Genomic DNA, 884 nt, shown 5'->3' with positions numbered 1-884 from the left:
TGGCCTGCTGCCGGTTTCGTGGACACCGAGTTAAGGTGTTTCCGATGAAACTGGAGCGCATGAATGCAACGAAGGAAATTCAGCCGCGAGTACAAGCTTGAGGCAGTGAAGTTGGTGCGAGAGCGCGGGGTCAGTGTTGCGCAAGCCGCCCGCGATCTGGATGTTCATGAGAATGTCCTGCGCAAGTGGGACAGGGAATACGGTTCAGACCCGGCGCAGGCGTTTCCCGGTCCCGGGCAGATGAAGCCCGAGCAGCTTGAGGTCGAGAGGCTTCGGAAAGAAGTCGCCAAGCTGAAGGCGGAGCGCGACATCTTAAATTGAAGCCGGAGAAGCAATCGATCCAGTGAATCGATTGCCCGGTGGAACGCCGCCGCCTACTTTGCGAAGGACGTGATATGAAGTTCGCGTTCATTGCAAAGCACCGTTCGATCTGGCCGGTGGCATGGCTCCGCGAAGCGCTGGATGTATCGCGTTCCGGCTTTCATGCCTGGCTACATCGGTCTCCGAGCCAGCATGCCCGGTATGACGAGGCTCTGCTCGACAAGATCAAGATCAGCTTTAAGGACAGCGACCGCACCTACGGCGCGCGGCGTGTCTGGCATGATCTTCTCGCGGAGGGCTTTTCCTGTGGTCTCCATCGCGTCGAGCGTTTCATGCGCGACAATGCATTGAGAGCAAAACCAAGAAGGCGGGGCTTGCCGAAAGACGACGGTGAGCGCCCAGTCATCATGCCGAATGTGCTGGATCGGCAGTTCGCGGCAGCAAGACCGAACCAGAAGTGGGTAGCCGATTTTACCTATCTATGGACGGCTGAGGGCTGGCTCTATGTGGCTGCCGTCATCGACCTGTTCTCGCGCCGTGTCGTTGGCTGGTCGATGAACGCA

General features: G+C 58.4%; 1 pseudogene. It reads left to right on the top strand.

The features are described 5' to 3' along the window. Positions 1 to 63: 63 nt before the first annotated feature. Positions 64 to 884: pseudogene (locus AC0TNJ_RS00010) on the top strand (IS3 family transposase); the annotation flags it as partial.

The sequence above is a fragment of the Ochrobactrum sp. PL_is483 genome (assembly GCF_055816855.1).
Note: the sequence above shows the minus strand (reverse complement) of the source record. Positions and strands in the feature narration are given on the sequence as shown.